Raw genomic sequence first — 22,029 nt, forward strand, 5'->3', positions numbered from 1 at the left:
GCCGCTCACACGTCCTCTCCGTACTGGATGCGGCGGTACGGGGTGCTCAGCACCTCGCGGGTGATCCGGACGTCGATCACGGTGGGCCGGGGTTCACGCACGTACTCGGCCAGCGCGTCGCGCAGCTCCTGCGCCGTGCGGACCGTGGCCCCGCCGCCGCCCAACGACGCGGCGACCGAGCCGAGTTCGGGCGTGGAGATGGTCGCGAGGTCCGGGTCGAGCCCCTTGGCCTTCGCCTTGTGGTACTCGGCGCCGAGGCCCTGGTCGTTCATCACGACGACGAGCAGCGGGATGTCGTAGCGGCACGCCGTCTCGAACTCGGACAGGTGCATGATGAAGCTGGCGTCGCCCTCGACCACGAACCCCGGCTTGTTGCCCTTGGCGACCATCTGCCCGAGGGCGATCAGCGGGGCCTGGCCGATGGCTCCGAACATGCCGTAGTTGGAGAGCACATCACGGGAGCGCTGGAAGAGCATGGTGCCGAAGTCGGTCTGGTGCCCGCTGCCGAGCACCAGGCCCATCTCGCCCGGCAGATCGTGGTCCAGGATCCAGATCGCCTCGCGCGGGTCGAGCCGGCCGGGCTCGTTCACGTACTCCGGCTGCTGGACACGGGCGGTCAGGTGCTCGCGCACCTGGTCGGTGTGGTAGCCCTCGTGCCGGACGGAACGCTCCTGGAGCACCCGGGTCAGGTCGCTGAGTGCGGTGACCGCGTCGGCCTGCAGATAGCAGTCCGCCCTCTTGCCGTTGCCCATGACCAGGTGGGGAGCGGTGTCGATCTGGATGTACTTGGCCTCGGGGTAGAGGTAGCCGCTCTCGATCGTGTAGTGGTTCAGGCTGGCGCCCACCGCGATCACGCAGTCGGCGTCCTGGAGCAGCTCCATCGACACCTTGTCGCCGAACAGGCCCGACAGGCCGACGTGGAAGTCGGTGCGGTCGCACAGCCAGTTCTTCGCCTGCAAGGTGGTGGCCAGCAGGGCGCCGGTCTGCTCCTGGAGGGCGAGCACCTCCTCGCCGGAGTCCGCACCCCGCGCACCCCGCCCGGCGATGATCACGACGCGCTTGGAGTCCTGGATCAGGTCACAGGCGGCCTCAAGACGGCTCGGCTCGGGCAGCAGCCTGGACTTCTCGATCAGGGCGGTCGACGGGACGTAGTCCTCGTCGTAGTCGTCGAGTTCGGCCACCTGGACGTCGAACGGGGCGCTGATCATGACCGGCTTGGACTCGGTCCTGGCCAGGTAGAAGGCCTGCCGCACCGCCTCCTGGGCGTTCTCCGGGCGGGCGATGTGGATGAACTCGCACTCGATGGCGGCGGCGAAGCGCCGCTGGTCGAGGTACTGGGTGGCGCCCTCGTCGCCCAGCGGGGTCTCACCGCAGAAGGCCACCAGGGGGGTGCCCGCCCGGCTCGCGCAGAGCATCGAGGTGGCCAGCTGCGAGACACCGGGGCCGCTGGTCGTGGTGACCACGCCCGGCCGGCCCGCGCCGCGGGCCCAGCCGTCGGCCATGCCGAGGCCGGATCCCTCGTGCCGTACCTCGTAGAGCTTGACACCGCGGTCGGCGAGCGCGGCCATCCAGTGCATGTTGGCGTCACCCATCATGCCGAAGACATCGCTGGTGCCCTCCCGGACGAACGCCTCGGCGAGAGCTTCGTAGACCTTCACTTCTGGAACTCCTTCACGTTCGCCGCAGCGGTCGCCCGCGACTTCAGGACGCCTTCGAGCCGGGAGAAGACGTGCAGCGCGTTCCCCCCGTAGACCGCCCGCCGGTCGGCATCGCTCATGTCGATGGAGTCGAGGGTGTACTTCGTGTCGTCGAACCGCCGCCCCGTCTCCGGGTCCACGCTGCGGACGGCGCCGATCATCTCCGAGGCGAACAGGACGTTCTGAGCGGGGATGATGTCGAGCAGCAGCTCCATGCCGCGCTTGTGGTACACGCAGGTGTCGAAGGAGACATTGCCGAGGATCGACTCCTCAAGCGGCGGCCGGCCGCGGTCCTGCATCATGCCCCGGTAGCGGCCCCAGTGGTACGGGACGGCGCCGCCGCCGTGCGGCAGGATCAGCTTCAGCTTCGGGAAGTCCTTGAACAGGTCCGACTCGCACAGCTGCATGAACGCCGCGGTGTCACCGGCGAGATAGTGGGCACATGTGCCTTGCATCGCGGGGTTCCTGGACATCGCGACGTGCACCATCGCGGGCACGTCGAGCTCGACCATCTTCTCGTAGAGCGGGTAGTAGACGCGGTCCGTCAGCGGCGGCGCCTGGTAGTAGCCGTCCGACGGGTCCGGGTTGAGCAGGCAGCCGACGAAGCCCAACGTCTCGACGCAGCGCTCCAGTTCGGCCGCGGAGTTGCGTACGGAGGCGGCCAGTGCGTCGCCCGGGGACTGCGGGAGCTGGCACACCCCGACGAACCGCTCGGGGAAGAGACCGCACACCCGGGCGATCAGGTCGTTGCTGACGTGCGCCCAGTCGAGGCTGGTCCGCTCGTCGCCGTAGTGGTGGGCCATCTTGCCCGCGCCCGGCGAGAAGATCGTCACGTCGGTGCCGCGCTCCATCTGGAGCTTCAGCTGCCCGTTCTCGATGGCTTCGCGTATCTCGCCGTCGGTGATGTGCAGCGCCTCGGGCGAGACCCGGGCGCCGGACTCCTCGAACGCCTTGATCTGCTTCTCGCGCCACTTGCCGAGCGCGGGTGGCGCCGTGGTGAAGTGGCCATGGCTGTCGATGATCATGTGTTGCTCCGAAACTCGCGTGCGGTGGTCGGCAGAGGGTGTGAGGACACCTCACTCCCGGCCGGTCAGCTCCCGGGCCTTGTGCAGGCCGGGGTAGGTGCGCACCGGTGAAGACATCAGGAAGCGGTAGCCGTCGTCGAGGACCTGCTTGACGTTGTCGGCGGTGACATGCGGATGACCCACGGCGACTCCGCGCTCGGCGCAGATGTCGAGGATCCGCTGCTTGCACTCCAGAACGCGGGGGTGCTCGTACTGGCGGGGGAAGCCCAGCTCCTGGCTCATGTCGCCCTCGCCGATGAGGATCAGGCCGATCCCCGGCACCTGGTCGAGGATGCCCGGCAGGTTCTTGATGCCCTGCTGGTCCTCGATCATGAGGCCGACGAGGATCTCGCCGTCCGGGGCGAGCGGCCACACATCGGCCCGCGCGTAGTACTCGGTGTTCGGGATGCCCCAGTAGCGGGTCGCCGCGTGCGGGCCGTCACCGCGCAGGCCGGCCGGCTCGTACAGCGGGGCGTCGGGCAGCCGCGGGTAGCGGCAGGCGGCGACGGCGTTCCGGGCCTCCTCCACCGTGGAGATGTGCGGCCAGATGATGCCGAACGCCCCCAGGTCCAGGGCCTGTTTGGCGTGCCACTGCGCCTTCTCCGCGCCGTTGGCGGGGATGCGCACGATCGGGGTGACATCCGGTGCGAGGCTGTCCGCCTCGAATACCCGGCGCCTGCTCAGCAGGTACTGGAAGCTGTCCTTGAGGGCGTTGATGTCCCAGGGCTTGTGCTCCATCTCGAACACCACGGCGTCGTAGTCCGAGTTGCTCAGCTCGATCGCGGATGTCGGATCGGCCGCGGAGAAGGTCGCGAAGACATGCTGCCCGGCGTCCAGCGCGCCGATCACCTTGTTGAGCCTGGACGTTGTCATCGCCGACCTCCCTGGCGGAGTGCTTCCTCGGATGTGTTCTCGGCGCGCGGCGCCGTCTGCGGCGGCTGCCCTTGGCGCCTGGCGCGTCGACCGGCCCACCAGGCCCGCAGGCGGGCGAAGAGGCCGGTCGGCCTCGGCGCGGGGGCCGGTGCGTCGGCGGACACCAATGTGGGTGTCTCGACGGGCGCGGCACACACCTGGACGAACCGCTCGGTGAACTCCTTCGTCATCCGGGAGACCACGGCCCCGGCGCCCGACTCGATCAACTTGGCGAGCTTGCCGTTGAGTTTGATCTGGCCGTCGCAGAACACCTTGGCGCTGTCGGGGGTGTCCGCCTCGACGACGCGGAAGGTGGCCTCGGCGCTGAAGCGGGTGGCGCCCTGGCCGTCCGCGCCACGGGCCGTGAGGCGGCCCTCATGTGTGGACTCGTCGAGGTCCAGGGAGATGCGGGCGGCGAACTTGACCCGGATGCCACCGAATCTGATGGCCAGGGTTCCGTCGAAGGACCCGTCGTCGTGCGACGCTCCGAGCTCCGCGCCACCGATGCAGGACACGACGGCCGAGGGGTCGGAGATGACCTCCCAGACACGTTCGGGCGGACTCGGTACGGCGATCTCTTCCGTGATCGATATCAAAGCAGTGAACCTCACTCGGCGGCAGGCGTTGCGGTCATGGGGGAGCCGGGGCAGGACGGCATGACGGCACAACTGCCGTGATGGTTGGGCGATGTGGGGCGTGTACGGGTCGCGTGGCGGTGCTACGCGGCGGCCTCCTGCTCGGCGGCGAACAGGCCCCAGAGGTGGTTGTAGAGCTCCGAGAACTCGGGTGACTCGACGAGCGAGCCGATCTGGCGCGGCCGTTCGAAGGGGACCTGGATGACACGCCGGATCGTGCCGGGGCCCTGTGACATCACGACGACCTCGTCGGCCAGGTAGAGAGCCTCGTTGAGGTCGTGCGTGACGAAGATCAGGGTCCCGTTCTGCTCCTGCCAGATGTTGAGCAGTTCCTGCTGGAGCCTGAGCCGGGTGATCGCGTCGAGCGGCCCGAACGGCTCGTCCATCAGCACGATGGACGGGTCGTAGATCAGGGCCCGCGCGATCGCGCAGCGTTTCTGCATGCCGCCGGACAGTTCCCGCGGGAAGTGGTCCTCGAAGCCGGTCAGGCCGACGAGTTCGATCCAGTTGGCGATGCGCGCCTCGCGCTCCTCCTTGGGGACCTTGCGGAACTTGAGGGCCAGGCCGATGTTCGCCTTGACGCTCAGCCAGGGCAGCAGGTGGGACGCCTGTGTCACGTACGCGGCATCGGAGTTGACGGTGGTGACCGGCTCGCCTGCGTAGTGCACCTCCCCCTGCGTGGGGGAGAGCAGCCCGGCGGCCAGGTTGAGGATGGTGCTCTTCCCGCATCCGCTGGGACCGATCACGGCGACGACCTTGCCGCGATCGACCTTGAACGACACATCCTCGATCGCCGGCCGGTGAGTGCCGGGGAACTGCAGGGTGACGTTCTCGAGACGGAGTGCCTCTGTGTGGAGGTTGCGCTGGGTGGTCGACATGTCAGTCTCCTCGGCCTCCTTCCCGCGAAGGGCTGGATCGGGGGCCGTGCGCTCGCGGCTGGGGCGGCGGTCGTGGGTGGATCCAATCGGCAGTGGCGGTCTGCTTCACTTCGATTGTCCAACAACTTTCAACGGGAACGTAACACCGTCGTCATGGCGGCACAAGAAGTTCGCAGTAAATAAGGGTGATTCACAGGAATCTCCAGCTGGCTCGATGGCGGACTGTTAGACAAAGTGGATCGCGCGTGATGGTGTCTCGCAGGGAGGCCTACGGCCGGGTCAGGGGTGGGAGCGTGCGCGGCCGGCCGACGAGAGCGGCAGTACGGCCAGGCCGACCGCCGCCGCGGCGAGACCGCCGACGAGCAGGGCGCCCCGGGCGCCCCACGAGGCACCAATGGCACCGACGGCGGGACCGCCGATGACCGTGCCGCCCAGCCAGCCGATCGACCAGACCGACAGCACACGGCCGCGCATCTGCGGGGCGGCCGTCAGCTGCATCAGTGTCTTGGCGGAGGAGTTGAAGGTGATCGAGGCGGAGCCGACGAACACGAGCAGGACCAGTGTCACGGGCAGTGTCGGTGCCAGCGCCGCGGCGCAGATCACGACACCCCAGAGCACCGCCGACACCGCGAGCGACCGGGTGTCGAACCGGCGCCTGCGCATCGCCAACAGCCCGCCGGCCACTCCGCCCAGGCTCATGACGGCCATCGCCGTGCCGTACCCCGCAGGTCCCGCCCGGAACACCGATGTCGTCAGCAGCGGCAGGCTCACCGGGAACTCCCAGGTGAGGATGCCCGTCACGTACACCATGACCATCGGGTACAGCAGCTCGGGCGTGTGGCGGATGTGGGCGAGGCCCTCGCGGATCTGCCCCGTCGCACGGTCCTCGGGTTCGGCCGGGAACATCTCGGCCGAGCGCAGTCCGAGCAGGCTGAGGATGACGGCCAGGAACGACAGGGTGTCCAGGGCGAAACACGGGGTCGCCCCCAGTGTCGCGATCACCGATCCGGCGATGCCGGGGCCGGCGAGCTTGGCCGTGTTGATGAAGGTGGAGTTGATCGCGATGGCATTGGCCAGATGGTCCGCGTCGACGAGTTCGCCGAGCAGCTTCTGGCGTGCGGGGTTGTCGAAGACGTTCGTCAGGCCGAGCGCGAGCATGACCAGGATGAGCAGCGGCAGTGTGACGAGGTGGGTCCACGACAGCACGGTCAGCAGCGCGGCCAGGACACCGAAGCAGATCTGGGTGAGCAGAAGGAGCCGCCGGGTGTCGTGCCGGTCGGCCACGAGCCCGCCCCAGACACCGAGCAACAGGACCGGCAGATACCGGGCCCCGGTCACCAGGCCGAGCATGGTGCCACTGTGGGTGAGGTCGAGGGTCAGCCAGCCGATGGCGATGTTCTGCATCCAGTTGCCGACCACCGACGTGAACTGCCCCATCGAGAACAGGCGGTAGTTCCTGATCCGCAGCGAGGCGAAGGTGCCCGGTCGTCCGCCCGCCGGGGCCACCTCGGTCAACCGATGTCCGTGCCCAGTGCCTTCTCTCCCTTGGGGAAGAAGGCGGTCAGGCGGTTGTAGTCGTCGAGCGTCGACGTCGGGTACCACTTCAGGTTCGCCTGGCAGATCGCCGCGAGGACCGGGGTGTCGTCCGGGTGCGAGCAGTCGGTCTTCGCGGGGATACGGGAGTTGTACGTCTTGGCGAGGGCCTGCTGGGCCGGGGCGGAGGACAGGAACGAGGTCAACAGGGCTGCGGCGGCGGGGTGTTGGGCACCCTTGGGGACGTAGAGGTACGACTCGTTCGCGTTGGTGGGGGAGAGGGGGGCCACCTCGACGGGCGCGCCCTTCTTCTTCGCCTCCAGCACGAGGTTGATGAGGCTGGTGCCGATGCTCACCTCACCCGACTCGACCGGTGCCTCGGTCTGGGTGGTGTTCGGCGCGTAGTGGGGCTTCTGCGCGGCGAACTTCTTGGCCCACGCCAGCGCCATCTTCTGCCCCAGGCCCGGGTCCAGGTCCCAGGCGGTCAGGAACGACGCGCGGGACTCGGCCGAGATCTTGCCGCCGGACCAGCGGGGGTCGAGCAGGTCGTTCCACGTCCTCGGCACATCGGCCGGCTTGACCTTGTCCGTGTTGTAGGACCACACCTTCGGAACCGCCCAGATGTAGACGAGTCCCTTGTGCAGGAGGTTCTTCTTGTCGATGCCGTACCGGGTCCAGTCGATGTTGTCCGCCATGTCGGCGGACGGGCCCACGGTGAGTCCACCGGCGTTGCCCACGTCGACGGAGACCTTCCCGGCGGCCTGCTCCATCCTGAGCTGGCTGACCTGGTCGGGGGCCTTGGTGTTGGTGTACTTGACCTCGATGCCGGGGTACTTCTTCTCGAACAGGTCGATCGCGGGCTGCATCTGGGCCTGCGGCTTGGGGGCCGACCACTCGACCTCGCCCTCCTGCCCGGCCTGTTTCACCAGCGCGTTCATCGACTTCGGGAGATCCGCGCTCTTGGCCGACGTCCCGCAGCCGGTCATGCCCGCCGCGGTGACCAGAACGGTGACCGCGGCGAAGGCGCAACGCCGTGGGGGCCCGCCCTTCCTTGCCTGTTTCATCGCCATTTCGTCCTCAAGACATGCCGGCCGTCGCGCGGCGGGCAGGGGTTATCGGGTGACTGCGGATGCGTTGTAGACACGGGAGGCATTGCCGCCGAGGACGTTCGCGAGGTCGTCCGGTGCCATCCATGACAGGTGGCTCTCGATCCGGTCACGCAGGTCACGCAAGGTGCCGTCGGACGCCGGGAAGTTCGACCCCCACATCAGACGGTCGGCGCCGAAGATGCCGGCGAGACGGCGCAGGACTTCGGGGACGTCGACGTCCGGTTCGCCGGCGAGGCGGTTCAGCGCCGGGGGCGTGATCTTCAGGTGGACGCCAGGGAATCGGGCCAGCCGGCCGAGTTCGTCGAGCTTCGGGTAGGAGGGGCCGCCACTGGCGTTGGGGCGGCCCGCGTGGTCGAGCAGGATGGTCAGCGTCGGGTGCGCGTCGAGTACGTGGGCGAGCTTGTCGGCGTCCTTCGAGTGCATCTGGACGCACACGGGCACCCCGCGGCTCTCCACGTAGTCCCACACCGCGGTCATCCGCTCGTCCGAGATCCCGGAGCCCGGCGTGGGTACCTTCGTGGTGCCGTCGGAGACACGGATGCGGACACCGCTGAACCCGCGCTCCTCGATCCAGTGGTGGAGGTCGGGCACCGCCGAGTCGGACAGGAAGTCGACCGCGCACACGCCCACCAGCCGGTCCGGATGCCTGTCCAGGGCGTCGGCCGCGTAACGGTTGTCGAATCCGTAGACCGTCGACGCGTGGACGAGCGCCGCCCGCTCCACCCCGGCGTCGTCGAGGTGTCGGATCAGGCCGGACACATCAACGGGGCGGGCCTGCGACCACTCCGATCGCGTTCCGCCGAGCGGCGCCGTCGGGTAGGTGTCCGTGTCGGCCGACATGGCATGGGTGTGGGTGTCGAAATAGTGCATCGATGCTCCTCGGAGTCTTGCGGGTACGGAGATGTGTCCCGGACCGGCCGAACGTGCGGGCGGGTCAGGCCGGGCCCACGTGACGGTGGAAGTCGGCGAAGAGGTCCGCCGCGTCCAGGTCGGACTTGATGAGCCCCTGCTCGCGGGCGAAGCGGATGGCCGTCTGGAGGGTGGCCAGGAGGGTGTCGCTCATGCCGTGCTGCACCACGAGCTCGCGGGTGGAGCCGGTGGGCTCGACAGGGCGCGCGGCGTCGATACTCGCGCAGAGCCCCTGGTAGAGCGCGCGGACGACGCGGGGCTCGGACTCCAGGAGATCCTTGCGCACGACGGCGAGATGGTTGATCGGCACCCAGCCGTGGTGGTCGAGGAACCCCGCCTGCTGTTCCTTCCAGTCGGTGAGGAGAGGCACGAGGCCGTCCACGTGGTCGGCGGAGCGTGCTCCCATGACCACCGCGGCGACGTCTCCCTGGCGCAGCGCGTCCACCAGTCCGAGTGAGGTGCGCTCCACGTTGGGTGGCTCGTGTGCGCCGTCGACGTGTGGGCCCTCTCTGGTCACCCATGTCATGTCCTCGGCCCGCACACCGTAGGTGTCACTGAGGACGCCCCGCACCCACAGGGCCGTCGTCTGGCTGTAGGCGCGCACACCGACCCGCTGTCCACGCAGGTCCTCCGGCCGGAGCTGCCCCTCGCCTCCCCAACCGGAGATCGACCGGTGGTGGAAATTGCCGTGCAGCACCACGGGGATCGCGGCGATCGGCACACCGGCCTCGACCGCCTGGAGAAGGGTGGCGATGGCCATTTCGGAGACGTCGTACCGCTGCTCACGCACCATCGGTGCGAAGGCCCGATGGATCGGCTCGATCGCGGGGAAGTCGAGATCGCAGCCGGGGGTCTTCACGGTGCCGTCGAGGAGTGGCTCGGTGTGCGGGTAGCGGCGCAGCGCCACCGTGAGCCGGGTCATCGTGTGCCCCGGCAGCGGCCGCGTCGAGGTCCGAAGTCATGTGGGGCACGGGGGAGTTGGGCCCTCATATCAGTTCCTCTTGTCGAGCTTGTTTGTTGCACAATGCTGGGAAGTTAACAGCGGTTTCACCCCTCACACAAGGCTGATGGATGAGAATCGTCAAACAATCCGGGGGTGTCGCTGAGGCTGGGGCGCGGGATGGAGGTGCCCATCCGCCTGATCAGGCATTGTCTAACAATGGAAGGTGGTCGGGGCAGCTTGGGGTGGCGTGGACCCAGGCCGACGGCGGGGGTAAACACCGAGCGTGCGGGATTTTGCTGTGACGGGGTTCACGGTGGGCAGGGTCGGTGCTACGGTCCACATTGTTTAACAAGAAGCTTGAGCCGCACATGACTGTCCCGACCGGTCGCCCCAGCGCCGTCTGCCCACATCGCCCCGAGCATCGCCTTCAGGTGGTATGGGCACACCATGTCGTCACACCAACAGGTCGACGGGGCGGACGCGTCACCGACATGTCCGGCCGTCAACGAACCCACCCCGTGTGCGCGAACACCGGCTGTCCAACGGGACGTTGGGTGCCAACCCCGAGGAGGGGACGACCGATGAGTCACGACGTGAAGGGCCGGGTGGCGGCTGTGGCGCTCGCGCTGCTGATGACGGCCGCCGCGGGCGGCTGCGGGACGACGGCGAAGAGCGCCGAACTCCCCTCGTCGAGGGCCGCCTTGGTGAAGCAGGCCACACAGGAGGGCGAGGTCGAGTGGGCCTCCTGGAACCCGGAAGCGCAGATGCAGCCCGCCATCGAGCTGTTCGAGGAGAAGTACCCCGGCATCAAGGTCAAGTACACCAACGTCAAGGCACCGGACCAGGTGAGCCGGATCAGACTGGAACAGGCCGCCAAGAAGGTGTCGATCGACGTGGGCAATGCCGGCGGACTCACCATGAGCCCCGCGGTCGATCTGGCCGGTGACGTCGACTGGACGAAGTACGGCATCGCCCAGGAGAACGTCTTCGCCAAGAACTTCGTCTACGTCTGGGCCACACCCAAGGTCTGGGCGTACAACACCGACAAGGTGAAACCCGCCGACGTACCGCGGAGTTGGGACGACCTGCTCGACTCCCGGTGGTCGGGAGGCGAGATCTCCGCGGAGTCCCGGGCGTCGTTCATGTCCGTCTGGGACCTCGACGATTCGATGGGGGAGAAGAGGGCACTGGCCTGGGCCAAGAAGTTCGGTGCCCTGAAACCGCACTACTCACCGAATGTCACCCAGGCCGAGGCGCCGATCGAGACCGGTGAGGTGAGCATCGGGACCAGCCTGGCCAGCCTGGTGCTGGCCGCGCAGGACAAGGGCGCGCCGGTCGCCGTCGCACCCGTCTCGCCGACCAGCGCCAGCGAGTCGTACCTCTACGTCCCGAAGGGCGCCCCGCACCCGGCCGCCGGAGCGCTCCTCACCACGTTCCTGTCGTCGGACGCGGCCCAGAAACTGCTCGCGAAGAGCTACAACTCCCGGATCCCGGTGAACACCGACTGCTCGAATTCGCGCGACACCGCCGTTCTTCAAGCGATGTGCAAGGCGGGCTTGAAGTGGTACGGCACCACGACCCTCCAGAAGTACAACACGCTCTCCGAGTTCTATCCGAAGGTCGAGAAGGAATTCGGGACAGATGTCGGCTAGGTGCATGTTCACGTCCAGAATCGGAGGTCCGCGATGGCCCTGAAAACCGAAGAAGTACCCGATACACCGCTTGCGGAAGCTCCGACGGGCCACGAGGTCCGTCCCGAATCACGAGCTTCGAAGGTGTCGTCGGCGGCGGGGATGGTGCTGAACCTGGCCATGGTCGTCCTGGTGGGATATCTCGTCCTCTTCCCCCTCGCGATCCTGATCTACAGCAGCCTGAAGCCGTCCACCACCGATCTCCCCTTCCAGGTTCCCGGCTTCTCGTTCGAGAATTTCGCAGACGTCTTCGAGTCCAGCCGGCTGGGGTCGGTGACGCTCAACACCGTCATCTACGTCGTCGGTTCGCTCATCATCGCCATGGTGATCAGCATCGCGCTCGCCTATCTCTTCGAGCGGACCGACATACCGGGGCGCCGCTTCCTGAGCCCGCTGGCGCTGGCGCCGATGGCGGTTCCGGTCACGGTGATGGCGATCGCGTGGGCATTGGTGGCCAACCCGGCCAATGGCCCGCTGGCCATCATCATCCACAAGCTCATCGGCGTACAGATCGACATCTATTCCATACCGGGAATGATTCTGGTGATGGGCATCTTCGGCGTGCCCAGTATGTATCTGATGATCGCCCCCGCCCTCGCGCGCCTCAACCCCGAACTGGAGGAGGCAGCGGCCGCGGTGGGAGCGCCGCTGTGGCGCCGGCTGCGCCTCATCGTGCTGCCGCTCGTCACGCCCGCCGTGTCGGCATCCGGGATCCTGCTCATCGTGGTGGCCCTGGAGGGCTTCGCCATTCCCGCGCTCCTCGGACTGCCGGACAAAATCTTCGTTTTCAGCAGCCTCATCCAGTACTCGCTGCAACCGCCGGGTGGAATTCCCAACTATGGTCAGGCCTGTACGTACGGCGTTCTCATCCTCGCCGTGTCCCTCGTGCTGCTCTTCGTGTACCGGCGGCGCGTTCGCGACACGAACCGCTTCCGGGTCGTGGTCGGCAAGGGATACCGGCAGACCCGAACCAGCCTCGGCCGCTGGCGGATTCCGATGTTCATCGTCGTCTGCGTCTACATGTTCATCGGCATCGTGCTGCCCATTCTGGCCCTGCTGTGGACGAGTTTCTCGCCGTACACCCGCCCCATGAGCTGGTCCGGGTTCGAGTCGATGACGTTCGCGAACTACAGCAGCCTGCTCGACATTCCTGATATCGGACACATTCTGCTGAATACGGCAGAGGTGGTGCTGGTCACCGCGACGGTGACCACGGCGATGTCGGTATGGATCGCCGTCGCGGCATCGCGACGCCAATTCCCGGGCAGTACGCTCCTGTTCGAAACGCAGTTCGCGGTATTCGGGATTCCCAGCGTCGTCCTCGGCGCCGCCGTCCTGTTCCTCTATCTGTTCGTTCCCATACCGATCTACGGCACCGTATGGATCATTGTCGTGGCGCTGGTGACACGATTCCTTCCGCGGGGATCGCGCATGGTGCAAACGGCACTGGTGCAGTTGGACGACGGGCTCATCGAAGCCGCCCGCGTCACCGGCGCGAGCCCCTTCACCGTGACGCGGACGGTGCTGCTCCCTCTCCTGCGACCCACTCTGTGGAAGTGCTGGCTGTGGGTCTTCGCCCACGCGCTGGGAGAGCTGCCGATCGCCCTGCTGTTGACCAGTTCGGGCAACCGCACCCTGGTGATCGTCCTGTGGGACACCTTCACCTCCAGCGTCGACAACCCGACGGCGAGCGCCCTGGCCGTGGTGCTCGTGGTGATCTCGACCGCTGCGGTGTGGCTGGTCAACAGGCACAGCACCGCGAAGGAGGCATGACAGAGATGGTGGAAAAGATGAACAACGACCCCGTGAACTCGATCATCATCACGGAACTGCGCAAGTCCTACGACCGGGCGTCCGGCGGCGAGACCACCTATGCGGTTGACGGTGTCTCCTTCGACGTGCCGAAGGGCAAGTTCGTCACCCTGCTCGGGCCGAGTGGCTGCGGAAAGACCACGACACTCCGGTGCGTCGCGGGACTCGAGCAGGCCACCGGCGGCCGCATCGAGATGGGCGGGCAGGTCGTCTTCGACGAGTCGCAGAAGCGCAACGTCCGCCCCGAGGACCGGCCGATCGCGATGGTGCCCCAGTCCTACGGCATCTGGCCGCACATGACCGTCCTCGACAACGCGGCCTTCCCGATGCGACACGGACGCAACCGCCGCCGGGGCCAGGACATCCGCCAGCGGGCCATGGACATGCTCGAACAGGTGGGCCTCGCCCCCATGGCGGACCGGTGGGCGACCCAGCTGAGCGGTGGCCAGCAGCAGCGTCTCGCCTTCGCCCGCGCCCTGCTCTGTGACCCCGAGGTACTCCTCCTCGACGAGCCGCTGTCGAACCTCGACGCGAAGCTGCGCTCCAAGCTCCGCCAGGAACTCCGCTCCTTCCAGGAGCAGTTCGGGGTCACCGCGTTGTACGTCACCCATGACCAGGGCGAGGCCCTGGCGCTCTCCGACACCGTCGTCGTGATGAACGGCGGGCACGTCGAGCAGATCGACCGGCCGGAACGGCTCTACGACCATCCCCGTTCGTCCTTCGTCGCCGACTTCATCGGCAGCGCGAACCTGCTGCCCGTGCAGGACGTCTCGTCGCGTGCCGACGGCGGTGTGATCGCCAAGACCGAGGTCGGCCCGGTGCTGTGCCTCCGCCAGTCCGGCGAAGGCGACCGTCGCACCGGCAGCGGCGGCTTCGTGTGTGTGCGCCCTGAGGACATCCAGGTACGCACCACCACTCGGGGAGAGCCGCAGACACTCGCGGACGACGAGTTCCTCGCCGCCGTGGAGTCCTCGGAGTTCCTCGGGGACCGGCTCGAACTCGTCATCCGTACGGACGACGTATCGCTCAGGGTCTCCGCCAGGGCCGGTCTCGGCTGCCGGCCCGGCGACGACGTGGTGGTGCGGTTCGATCCGGCTACGACGAGCTATCTGGCCAGTTGAGGCCGAGTGCCGGGGCACCAGGGCACCGGGCATCGATCCTCCGCCCGCTGCCCGGCCGGTGCGGTCAGCGGGCGGTCGACGTCGCGATCTGCAGCTGCAGGGCATGCCGAGCGGCCGAGAGGTGGTGCCGCATGGCCGCCGCGGCACCCTCCGGATTGCGGGTGACGACGGTGGCGAGAATCGCCTCGTGCTCCCTCACCGAGTCGGTGCGCGGGTGCTTGCGATCCGCGTCGCGGTACTGCTGCATGACGAGCGGGTAGAGCAGACTGTCGACGAACCGGGCGAGCGTGGCCTGCCGCGCCGCCTGCCGGATCTGCTCGTGGAACTGGCGGTTGAGCTTCCAGTACTCCTCGCGCCCGCCCGGCACCTGGTGCTCCCACATCTGCTTGCAGGTCTCGGTCATGGCGGCGATGTCGGCGTCGGTGGCACGCTCGGCGGCACTCGCCGCCAACGCGGACTCCAGCACCTCACGGGTCTCCAGGATCTCGAGCGCCTCCTCCACGGAGAACGAGCGGGTGCGCGCGCTGCGGTGCGCCTCGGCGGTGACGTACCCCTCCTGCGCGAGCCGCGCGAGCACCGAACGCAGCGTTCCGCGTGAGACGCCGAGACGCGTGGTGAGGTCCGACTCGGTGAGCCTGGAGTCCGGCGCGTAGTGGCCGGACAGGAGCAGCGCACGCAGGTCGTTGTACGCCTGCAGCGTCCTGCTGGCACCCGAATCCGGACCGCCTTCGTTGCTCGGGTCCGTACCCGCAGCTGGTGCCATGGTGTTGTCCTCCAGTGTGGCCTGCTCCCAGGCGTACGCGTTGTCTCCGACGGAACGCTTCGGTTTTGTGGCCGGCTGCGCGCCCCAACGGAAGTTGTACTACAGCACTGAGTGGTCGGTCGAACGCTCGACTGGATACGAGCCACAAGCCTTCCCCGTTCCCCTCCCCGCAGGCCACGCCCTCCAAGCTCAAGTCCGGATTATTGTTGCACAATCAGGCCGCGCCCCTCGCCCTCGCCTCCTGGGTGCGCTACCCGTCGCCGTCGCGGCCTTCGGCGGCCTGGGTGATGACGGCGGACACAATGGTGGGACGCGAGACGTAGACCGCGTGGCTGCCCGGAGTTTCCGAGACCGTGGCACCGGTGCGTTCCGCCATGGCGCGCTGAGCGGGCGGCGGGATCATGCGATCGTCGGTGGCGACCAGGTACCAGGAGGGCTTGCTGCGCCAGGCCGGTTCGGAGACCGCGCCACCGAGTGCGTCGAGGCCCCACGGCACCTGGGAGTCGGCCAGGAACGCGGCCTGCGCCTCGGGCAGGTCGGCGGCGAACGACGCGGCGAACTTGTCCCGGTCCAGGAACAGGAACCCGTCCCTGGGCGGCAGGATCGGTGGCACCGGAGCGCCGGGCGGAGGGTCGTCGATCAGGGTGTTGACCGACTCGCCCTTGTCCGGGGCGAACGCGGTGACGTAGACGAGCGCGGCGACGTTCGGATGGTTCCCGGCCTCGGTGATGACGGCGCCACCGTAGGAGTGGCCGACCAGGACGGCCGGTCCGTCGAGGGAATCGAGGACCCGGTGGGTGGCGGCCACGTCGCCGGCCAGCGACAGGGTCGGATTCTGCACGACGGCCACCCGGTAGCCGTCGCCGGTGAGTTGCTGATGGACACCCTGCCAGCCCGATCCGTCCACAAACCCACCGTGCACCAGCACGACGTTCCTGATGTTTGCCACGGATTACCCCCTGCGGGCGAGGGGCAGGCCCCTCGCCTGCCCGATGCCCTCCAGTGAAGCCGTAGGACATCGGGCGGGCCAGGGTCAAAAGTGCGCAGAAGCGCTACGCACGACTACCCGAGACGTGTCCACCCGGCGGCCCGTCGGACTCGACGGCACTCGGCTGCCGCTCGGCCTCGAGCAGGCGGGCCCGGCGCGTACGCGGGCCGAAGATCGCCAGGACGACGGCGCCGACCATCCACGTACCGGCGATGAAGTAGAAGACGCTCTGGTAGCCGTGGCTGGTGTAGAGCGCCGCCACGATCAGCGGGCCCGCCGCGTTCGACAGGCGGCCGAGGCCGTAGGAGACGCTGGTGCCGAGGGAGCGGCCGCGGGTGTCGAAGAGTTCGGGGGAGTAGGCGTAGGCCAGGGCCGTGTAGCCGCGCTCGAAGAAGTTCACCAGGAAGCCGAACACCACGATGAACACGGGGCTGAACGTGAGCCCGTAGAGCAGGCCGCACACCGCGATGACGGCGCCGAACACCGTCAGCGACCACTTGCGCTCGAACCGGTCGGTGACCATGGACGCCAGATACGAGCCGAGCGGGGCGCCCACCGTGGTGAGAGCCACGTAGAAGACGGAGCTCTCGATGCTGAAGCCCTCCTTGGCCAGCAGGGTCGGGGCCCAGCTCGAGTAGCCGAAGAAGCCGATGGTCTGGGTCACCCACAGGACCGTGAGCAGCAGCGTCGGGTACAGGTACTTCTTCTGCAGGAGCAGCTTCAACGGGGCCCTGGTCGTGGGGACTTCGGCGACCGGCGGCGCCGGCTCGGGCAGCGGGCCCTTCTCCGCGGCGACATGTGACTCGATCTCGCGCAGCACCTGGTCGGCGGCGGCATGGTCGCCCCGGCTCTCCAGCCAGCGCGGCGACTCCTTGAGGTGCCGGGTGAACAGGACGAGCAGGATGCCCAGCGAACCCCACAGGTACACGAGACGCCACGACCAGTCGCTGAGCGGGACGACGGCGCTGGCGATGAGGTTGGTGACCGGGGTGCCGCAGATGCCGATGACGATGGCGTACGCCTGGTACTTGCCGCGCACGGCCGCCGGATACATCTCGTTGACGTAGACGACGGCCACCACGGTCATCGCCGACAGACCGGCCGAGGTGAGCACACGGAACACACCGAGCGACAGCAGGTCCCAGGCGAACACCGAGGCGAAGGAGAAGAAGGCGAAGAAGAACGTCGTCCACAACAGTGTCCGCTTGCGCCCCCAGCGGTCGGCGACGGCCCCGGCGACGATCGAGCCGATGAACATGCCGACGAACGACAGTGAGGTCACGTACGCGACCTGATTGACGCTGACACCCCACACGTCGATCAGTTTCGGGGCGGTGGTGGCGAAGCTGTTGATGTCCGCGAACTCGAAGAAGTACGCGAACGAGACGGCCAGCAGGGTGAGTTTGTGGAACCGGGCGACCGGGAGCCTGTCCAGCCTGTTCAGAGCGTTGGAGGGTTGCATGGTGACGCCTTTGTCAGGTGAGGGGGATGGAGGGTGGGCGGTGCTCAGACGTCCTCGCCGGGCCAGTACAGCCGCATCGGATTGGCTACGAGGAGCTGGTGCCGCCGCGCGTCGGTGACCGCCACCCGAGACACGTAGTCGACCAGGAGTCCGTCGTCGGGCATGTGGTCGGTGAGGTTGGGGTGCGGCCAGTCGGTGCCCCACAGCACGCGGTCGGGGAACTCCTCGACGACACGGCGGCCGAAGGGGACGACGTCGTCGTACGCGTGCCGCTCGCCGTCGAGGGCGGGCGGGCCGGTGACGGTGAGGCGCTCGGGGCAGGACACCTTCACCCACACGTCGTGGGTGTCGACGAAGCGCAGGAATCGCGTGAACTCGGGGCCGTCCACGGGCTTGGTGACATCCGGCCGGCCCATGTGGTCGATGACCAGCGGCGTGGGCAACGAGCCGAAGAACTCCTCCAGTTCGGGAAGATCCGCACTCTCGAAGTACAGGACGATGTGCCAGCCGAGCGGGGCGATCTTGTCCGCGATCGCGCGCAGGGCGTCCTTGGGCGAGGTGTCGACCAGGCGGCGCACGAAGTTGAAGCGCACACCGCGCACGCCCGCCGCGTCGAGCTCGCGCAGCTCGGACTCGGTGATGTCGGGCCGCACGGTGGCGATGCCGCGCGCCCGGCCGTCGGAGGCGCGGACGGCGTCGACCATGGCGGAGTTGTCGGCGCCGTGGCAGGTGGCCTGCACGATCACATTGCGGGAGACGCCCAAGTGGTCCCGCAGCGCGAAGAGTTCGTCCTTGCCGCCGTCGCAGGGCGTGTACTTGCGCTCGGGCGCGAAGGGGAACTCGGCCTGCGGGCCGAAGACATGGCAGTGGGTGTCGACGGTCCCGGCGGGCAGCCGGAGCGTCGGCCGGGACGGGCCCTGGTACCAGTCGAGCCATCCGGGGGTCTTGGGGGAAAGGGTGTGCACAGCTCTGCTCTCCGTACGAGGGTGTTACGTGGTGTGTCCGGGGTGGCGGTGACTCAGCGGCCCTGGCGCTTGAGGAGCGCGTCCAGGCGGGGGTACACGCTGCGGGCGTTGTGCTCCTGGATCGCCGCGAGGTCGTCGGCGGGCAGCGTGGCCGCCTCGGCGTAGCGACGTGTGTCGTCGAAGTGGTGTCCCGTGCACGGATCGATGTCGCGGACGGCGCCGATCATCTCCGAGGCGAACAGGATGTTCTTGGCCGGCATGACATCGAAGAGCAGGTCGGAGCCCGGCTGGTGGTACACGCAGGTGTCGAAGAAGACATTGCCGAGGACGTGCTCCTCCAGCGGCGGCTTGCCGAGCGCCATCGCCAGACCGCGGAAGCGGCCCCAGTGGTACGGCACCGCCCCGCCACCGTGCGGGATGATCAGGCGCAGGGCGGGGAAGTCGGCGAACAGGTCACCCTGCACCAGCTGCATGAACGCCGTGGTGTCGGCGTTGAGGTAGTGCGCGCCGGTGGTGTGGAAGGCCGGGTTGACACTCGTACTGACGTGGACCATCGCCGGGATGTCGTACTCGACCATCTTCTCGTACACGGGGTACCAGGAGCGGTCGGTGAGCGGCGGTGCGGTCCAGTGGCCGCCGGACGGATCGGGGTTGAGGTTCAGGGCGACCGCGCCGAACTCCTCGACGCAGCGGGTGAGTTCGGGGACGCAGGTGGCCGGGTCGACTCCGGGGGACTGGGGGAGCATGGCGGCGGGGGCGAAGCGCTCCGGGTACAACTGGCTGACCCGGTAGCAGAGTTCGTTGCAGATCGACGCCCAGGCCGACGACGTCTCGAAGTCACCGACGTGATGGGCCATGAACGAGGCGCGCGGCGAGAAGACCGTCAGGTCGATGCCGCGCTCGTCCATCAGCCGCAGCTGGTTCGGCTCGATGCTCTCGCGCAGCTCGTCGTCGCTGATCCGCAGGTCGGCGCGGGCGGGTGCGGCGGTGCCCGCGTCGAGCGCGGCGATCTGCCGTGTGCGCCAGTCCTGGAGCGCCGCGGGCGCCGTCGTGTAGTGACCGTGGCAATCGATGATCATGTGGTGCCTTTCGGGGTCGGACATGTGTCGTCCTCAACCCGGGCACCCTCATCCACGGCGCGAGACACCACGAGAGACCCGCACACGGACCTAACCGTCCCTTAACATTCCGGCCCCCGACCGCCCGCGTGACCAGCCTGTGCTTGAAGAACACCAAGGCACGTGGACTACATTCGGCAGCGGCGGTCGGCACACGGACACCGCTGACAGGAGGCGGACGACGTGCAGATTCTGCTCGCCGAGGACGACGACGGCGTAGCCGCGGCGCTGATGGAGGTGCTGTACGACCACGAGCACGTCACCCGCAGGGTCACCCACGGTCGTGATGTGCTCACCTACCACCGCAGCGCCGATCTGCTCCTGCTCGACCTGGGCCTGCCCGACATCGACGGCCTCGACGTGCTGCGCTCCCTGCGGGCCGTGAGTGACATGTCGGTGGTGGTGCTCACCGCCCGGGGCGATGAGCGCTCGGTGGTCCGGGGGCTGCGGCTCGGCGCCGACGACTACCTGGTCAAGCCGGTACGCCTGGCAGAGCTGCTCGCCCGCATCGAGGCCGTCACCCGGCGGACCGCGGCCAAGCGCGACCCGGCCGCACCTATCGTGCGCGTCGCGGATGTCGAGATCGACCTCGATGCCCGGCATGTCATGGCCGACGGCACCGCGATCGAGCTGACCGCCAAGGAGTTCGACATCCTCGCCGTGCTCGCCGCGCGAGCAGGCCGAGCCGTCGGCCGCGAGCAGATCATGGACGAGGTGTGGGGCAACGCGAGCCACGGCACCTCGCGCTCCCTCGACGTCCACGTCACCCAGCTCCGTGCCAAGCTCGACCGTCCCGAGCTGCTCACGACGATCCGGGGCTTCGGCTACCGCCTCGGCGACACGCGGAGCTGAGGGGACACACGTGCGCAACCGGGTCCAGGCGGCGTTGCTCGCCTTCGTCGTCCTCACGGTGGCCGCGTTCGCGATCCCGCTCCTGGCGTACACCGCCTCCGACCGCACCCAGGAACTCGTCCTCGCCCGCAGCTCCGACCTCGACCGGTTCGCCTCACTGATGGACCGGGCCGCGACCAGCGGAGACACCTCCGCGGTCATCGCCGAGGCCCGGCGCTACACCGCTCTGTACGGGGAGGCCATCGTGGTCACCGACGCCCGCCGCGAACCCGTGGTGGAGACCGGCGGCATGCACGCCGCCGACGACACGGTCGACGGCCTGATCGACGCGGCCCTGCGCAACCAGACCACCCACCCCACGGCCTCGCTCCTGCCCTGGTCGGGCGGACACCGGATGTTCGCCGAACCGGCGGGCACCGGGACCCAGGTCTCCGGCGCCGTCGTCCTGCGGGCCTCCGTGGACACCGCGGCCCGGGACATCATGTGGCGCTGGACCGCCGTCCTCGCCGCGGCGGGTCTCGTCGCCGTGGCGTGCGCGATGCTCGCCCGCGCGGTCACCGGCTGGGTGGTGCGCCCGCTGCGCCGCCTCGACCGGGCCGTCGGCCAGCTCGCCGCGGGGCTGCCCCCGGAACACACCCGCGCCACCGGCCCGCCCGAACTGCGGCAACTCGCCACCGGGTTCAACCGCATGGCCGCGACGGTCACCGTCGCCCTGGAACAACAGCGCCAACTCGTCGCCGACACCTCCCACCAGATGCGCAACCCCATGGCGGCGCTCCGCCTGCGCGTCGACGCCCTGCACACCCACCTCCCCGACAGGGCGGAGCGCACGTACACGGGCGTCACGACCGAACTGGACCGCCTGGAAACCCTGCTCGACGACATGCTGGCCCTCGCCACCGCCGAACACCGGGCCGGTGAACTGGCCATGACCGACGACCCGCACGCCCACTGCGACGCGGCCACCGTCACGGCCGAGCAGTACCGCCGCTGGGAGCCGGTCGCCCGCCGCGCGGGCGTGCACCTGACCACACGGCCCGCCGCCCCCGTCGCGGCGGCCTGCACCGAACACGAACTCGTCCAGATCAGCGACATCCTCCTCGACAACGCCATCAAATACGCGGGCGCGAACGCGCGGATCACGCTGGAGTGCGCGGCCGAGGGCCCCTGGGCGGTCCTCACGGTCACGGACGACGGCCCCGGCCTGGCCACGGACGAGATCACCCGCGCCACGGAACGGTTCTGGCGCGCGGGTCGGCAGAGCGGGACGACAGGAACCGGCCTCGGCCTCGCCATCGCCCAGCAGATCCTCACCGGACGCGGCGGCCACCTGGAACTGGATGCAGCGACCCCGCACGGACTCCGAACCCGCGCCGTGCTCCCACGCGCCGACACCGAGGACGGAGGCGTCTCGTGAACCGCCGCACCGCGCTGCACTTCGCCTTCGCCGCTGTGGCCATGGCGACCTTCGTCGGCGCCGCTCGACCCGGTCGCGGAGGTGTCTCGTGAACAGCCGCAACGCGTCGCGCTCCGCCCTTGGCGCTGTGGCCATGGTGGCCTTCGTGGGCTCCGTCCGG

General features: G+C 68.5%; 19 protein-coding genes. 5 read left to right on the plus strand and 14 right to left on the minus strand.

The features are described 5' to 3' along the window. Positions 1-5: 5 nt before the first annotated feature. The 9 genes from ACWD2L_RS02675 to ACWD2L_RS02715 form a co-directional block, all read right to left on the minus strand. The gene (locus ACWD2L_RS02675) at positions 6-1,658 is read right to left on the minus strand and encodes a thiamine pyrophosphate-binding protein (RefSeq protein ID WP_351331317.1); all 1,653 of its coding nucleotides are present in this window, start codon (positions 1,656-1,658) and stop codon (positions 6-8) included. Next, positions 1,655-2,722: an amidohydrolase family protein gene (locus ACWD2L_RS02680; RefSeq protein ID WP_351331318.1), complete on the minus strand. Its 1,068-nt coding sequence runs from the start codon at positions 2,720-2,722 to the stop codon at positions 1,655-1,657. The genes ACWD2L_RS02675 and ACWD2L_RS02680 overlap by 4 nt, the downstream gene beginning before the upstream one ends. A gap of 51 nt (positions 2,723-2,773) precedes the next feature. Then, positions 2,774-3,634 (minus strand): HpcH/HpaI aldolase family protein, encoded by an 861-nt coding sequence (locus ACWD2L_RS02685; RefSeq protein WP_351331319.1) that lies wholly within the window; start codon positions 3,632-3,634, stop codon positions 2,774-2,776. Continuing rightward, a complete protein-coding gene (locus ACWD2L_RS02690) occupies positions 3,631-4,269 on the minus strand; it encodes an SRPBCC domain-containing protein (RefSeq protein ID WP_351331320.1) in 639 nt (212 codons plus the stop codon). The genes ACWD2L_RS02685 and ACWD2L_RS02690 overlap by 4 nt, the downstream gene beginning before the upstream one ends. Before the next feature lie 122 nt (positions 4,270-4,391). After that, positions 4,392-5,186, minus strand: a complete 795-nt coding sequence (locus tag ACWD2L_RS02695) for an ABC transporter ATP-binding protein (RefSeq protein WP_351331321.1) — start codon at positions 5,184-5,186, stop codon at positions 4,392-4,394. 279 nt (positions 5,187-5,465) lie between these two features. Continuing rightward, positions 5,466-6,692: an MFS transporter gene (locus ACWD2L_RS02700; RefSeq protein ID WP_351331357.1), complete on the minus strand. Its 1,227-nt coding sequence runs from the start codon at positions 6,690-6,692 to the stop codon at positions 5,466-5,468. A gap of 5 nt (positions 6,693-6,697) precedes the next feature. Further along, a complete protein-coding gene (locus ACWD2L_RS02705; RefSeq protein ID WP_351331322.1) occupies positions 6,698-7,783 on the minus strand; it encodes an ABC transporter substrate-binding protein in 1,086 nt (361 codons plus the stop codon). Positions 7,784-7,831: 48 nt separating this feature from the next. Then, entirely contained in the window at positions 7,832-8,698 is an 867-nt protein-coding gene (locus tag ACWD2L_RS02710) for an amidohydrolase family protein (protein ID WP_351331323.1), read from the minus strand. A gap of 64 nt (positions 8,699-8,762) precedes the next feature. Next, positions 8,763-9,659, minus strand: coding sequence for a substrate-binding domain-containing protein (locus ACWD2L_RS02715; protein ID WP_351331324.1), 897 nt, complete (start codon positions 9,657-9,659; stop codon positions 8,763-8,765). 602 nt (positions 9,660-10,261) lie between these two features. Here ACWD2L_RS02715 and ACWD2L_RS02720 point away from each other — a divergent pair. The 3 genes from ACWD2L_RS02720 to ACWD2L_RS02730 are packed head-to-tail and all read left to right on the plus strand — an operon-like array spanning position 10,262 to position 14,304. After that, on the plus strand, positions 10,262-11,332 hold the full coding sequence (locus ACWD2L_RS02720) for an ABC transporter substrate-binding protein (RefSeq protein ID WP_351331325.1): 1,071 nt from the start codon (positions 10,262-10,264) through the stop codon (positions 11,330-11,332). 33 nt (positions 11,333-11,365) lie between these two features. Beyond that, positions 11,366-13,144 (plus strand): ABC transporter permease, encoded by a 1,779-nt coding sequence (locus tag ACWD2L_RS02725; RefSeq protein WP_351331326.1) that lies wholly within the window; start codon positions 11,366-11,368, stop codon positions 13,142-13,144. Next, complete coding sequence (locus ACWD2L_RS02730; RefSeq protein ID WP_351331327.1) at positions 13,141-14,304, plus strand: ABC transporter ATP-binding protein; 1,164 nt, start codon at positions 13,141-13,143, stop codon at positions 14,302-14,304. Before ACWD2L_RS02725 ends, ACWD2L_RS02730 begins: the two co-directional genes overlap by 4 nt. Before the next feature lie 64 nt (positions 14,305-14,368). Here the strand turns inward: ACWD2L_RS02730 and ACWD2L_RS02735 are convergent, their stop codons facing one another. The 5 genes from ACWD2L_RS02735 to ACWD2L_RS02755 form a co-directional block, all read right to left on the minus strand. Next, a complete protein-coding gene (locus ACWD2L_RS02735; protein WP_351331328.1) occupies positions 14,369-15,067 on the minus strand; it encodes a GntR family transcriptional regulator in 699 nt (232 codons plus the stop codon). Between the two features lie 250 nt (positions 15,068-15,317). After that, positions 15,318-16,016: an alpha/beta fold hydrolase gene (locus ACWD2L_RS02740; protein ID WP_351331329.1), complete on the minus strand. Its 699-nt coding sequence runs from the start codon at positions 16,014-16,016 to the stop codon at positions 15,318-15,320. A gap of 103 nt (positions 16,017-16,119) precedes the next feature. Beyond that, a complete protein-coding gene (locus ACWD2L_RS02745) occupies positions 16,120-17,517 on the minus strand; it encodes an MFS transporter (protein ID WP_351331330.1) in 1,398 nt (465 codons plus the stop codon). A gap of 44 nt (positions 17,518-17,561) precedes the next feature. Beyond that, a complete protein-coding gene (locus tag ACWD2L_RS02750) occupies positions 17,562-18,482 on the minus strand; it encodes an amidohydrolase family protein (RefSeq protein ID WP_351331331.1) in 921 nt (306 codons plus the stop codon). 53 nt (positions 18,483-18,535) lie between these two features. After that, positions 18,536-19,561, minus strand: coding sequence for an amidohydrolase family protein (locus tag ACWD2L_RS02755; RefSeq protein WP_351331358.1), 1,026 nt, complete (start codon positions 19,559-19,561; stop codon positions 18,536-18,538). Positions 19,562-19,783: 222 nt separating this feature from the next. Between ACWD2L_RS02755 and ACWD2L_RS02760 the strand changes: the two genes are divergently transcribed. Together ACWD2L_RS02760 and ACWD2L_RS02765 are read left to right on the plus strand one after the other, a co-directional pair. After that, a complete protein-coding gene (locus tag ACWD2L_RS02760) occupies positions 19,784-20,452 on the plus strand; it encodes a response regulator transcription factor (protein WP_351331332.1) in 669 nt (222 codons plus the stop codon). Between the two features lie 10 nt (positions 20,453-20,462). Continuing rightward, positions 20,463-21,869, plus strand: coding sequence for a sensor histidine kinase (locus tag ACWD2L_RS02765; protein ID WP_351331333.1), 1,407 nt, complete (start codon positions 20,463-20,465; stop codon positions 21,867-21,869). Positions 21,870-22,029: the final 160 nt, after the last annotated feature.

It is taken from the genome of Streptomyces sp. NPDC002754 (assembly GCF_053592315.1).

Coding starts and splice junctions, on each gene's coding strand:
- ACWD2L_RS02680 (WP_351331318.1), bottom strand. CDS start 2,722: ATGATCATCGACAGCCATGGCCACTTCACCACGGCGCCACCCGCGCTC.
- ACWD2L_RS02685 (WP_351331319.1), bottom strand. CDS start 3,634: ATGACAACGTCCAGGCTCAACAAGGTGATCGGCGCGCTGGACGCCGGG.
- ACWD2L_RS02695 (WP_351331321.1), bottom strand. CDS start 5,186: ATGTCGACCACCCAGCGCAACCTCCACACAGAGGCACTCCGTCTCGAG.
- ACWD2L_RS02705 (WP_351331322.1), bottom strand. CDS start 7,783: ATGAAACAGGCAAGGAAGGGCGGGCCCCCACGGCGTTGCGCCTTCGCC.
- ACWD2L_RS02710 (WP_351331323.1), bottom strand. CDS start 8,698: ATGCACTATTTCGACACCCACACCCATGCCATGTCGGCCGACACGGAC.
- ACWD2L_RS02715 (WP_351331324.1), bottom strand. CDS start 9,659: ATGACCCGGCTCACGGTGGCGCTGCGCCGCTACCCGCACACCGAGCCA.
- ACWD2L_RS02720 (WP_351331325.1), top strand. CDS start 10,262: ATGAGTCACGACGTGAAGGGCCGGGTGGCGGCTGTGGCGCTCGCGCTG.
- ACWD2L_RS02725 (WP_351331326.1), top strand. CDS start 11,366: ATGGCCCTGAAAACCGAAGAAGTACCCGATACACCGCTTGCGGAAGCT.
- ACWD2L_RS02730 (WP_351331327.1), top strand. CDS start 13,141: ATGACAGAGATGGTGGAAAAGATGAACAACGACCCCGTGAACTCGATC.
- ACWD2L_RS02735 (WP_351331328.1), bottom strand. CDS start 15,067: ATGGCACCAGCTGCGGGTACGGACCCGAGCAACGAAGGCGGTCCGGAT.
- ACWD2L_RS02745 (WP_351331330.1), bottom strand. CDS start 17,517: ATGCAACCCTCCAACGCTCTGAACAGGCTGGACAGGCTCCCGGTCGCC.
- ACWD2L_RS02755 (WP_351331358.1), bottom strand. CDS start 19,561: ATGATCATCGATTGCCACGGTCACTACACGACGGCGCCCGCGGCGCTC.